The organism is Pseudomonas sp. EL_65y_Pfl2_R96 (assembly GCF_963970905.1).
Lineage (GTDB): Bacteria > Pseudomonadota > Gammaproteobacteria > Pseudomonadales > Pseudomonadaceae > Aquipseudomonas.
In genome coordinates this window covers 1-243 of the sequence record NZ_CAXAQH010000484.1, presented here as the reverse complement: position 1 = coordinate 243, position 243 = coordinate 1, and the positions used below count along the sequence as shown (strand labels likewise).

The following is a 243-nucleotide window of genomic DNA, read 5'->3' as shown; positions in this document are numbered from 1 at the left end:
CCCAGCAATTACCTTTACGGCTCATGCTTTGCTGCATTTCATTTCTTGCCAACAGCGCTCTGTAGCTTGCGCTCGCGTATTGGCTGCCACGATCCGAGTGGGCGACCAGACCCGGTGGTGGTTGACGTTGAGCAATCGCCAGCTGCATTGCACTACACACCAGCTCAGCCGGCATGTTCGGGGCCATGGACCAGCCGACTATCTTGCGTGAGAACAAGTCCAGCACCACGGCCAGGTATAACC

Annotated in this window: 1 protein-coding gene; it reads right to left on the bottom strand. The window is 57.2% G+C overall.

Annotated elements, in window-relative coordinates:
- On the bottom strand, positions 1–243 hold a 243-nt coding region (locus tag AACY49_RS31690), incomplete at both ends, for a DDE-type integrase/transposase/recombinase (protein WP_339528310.1).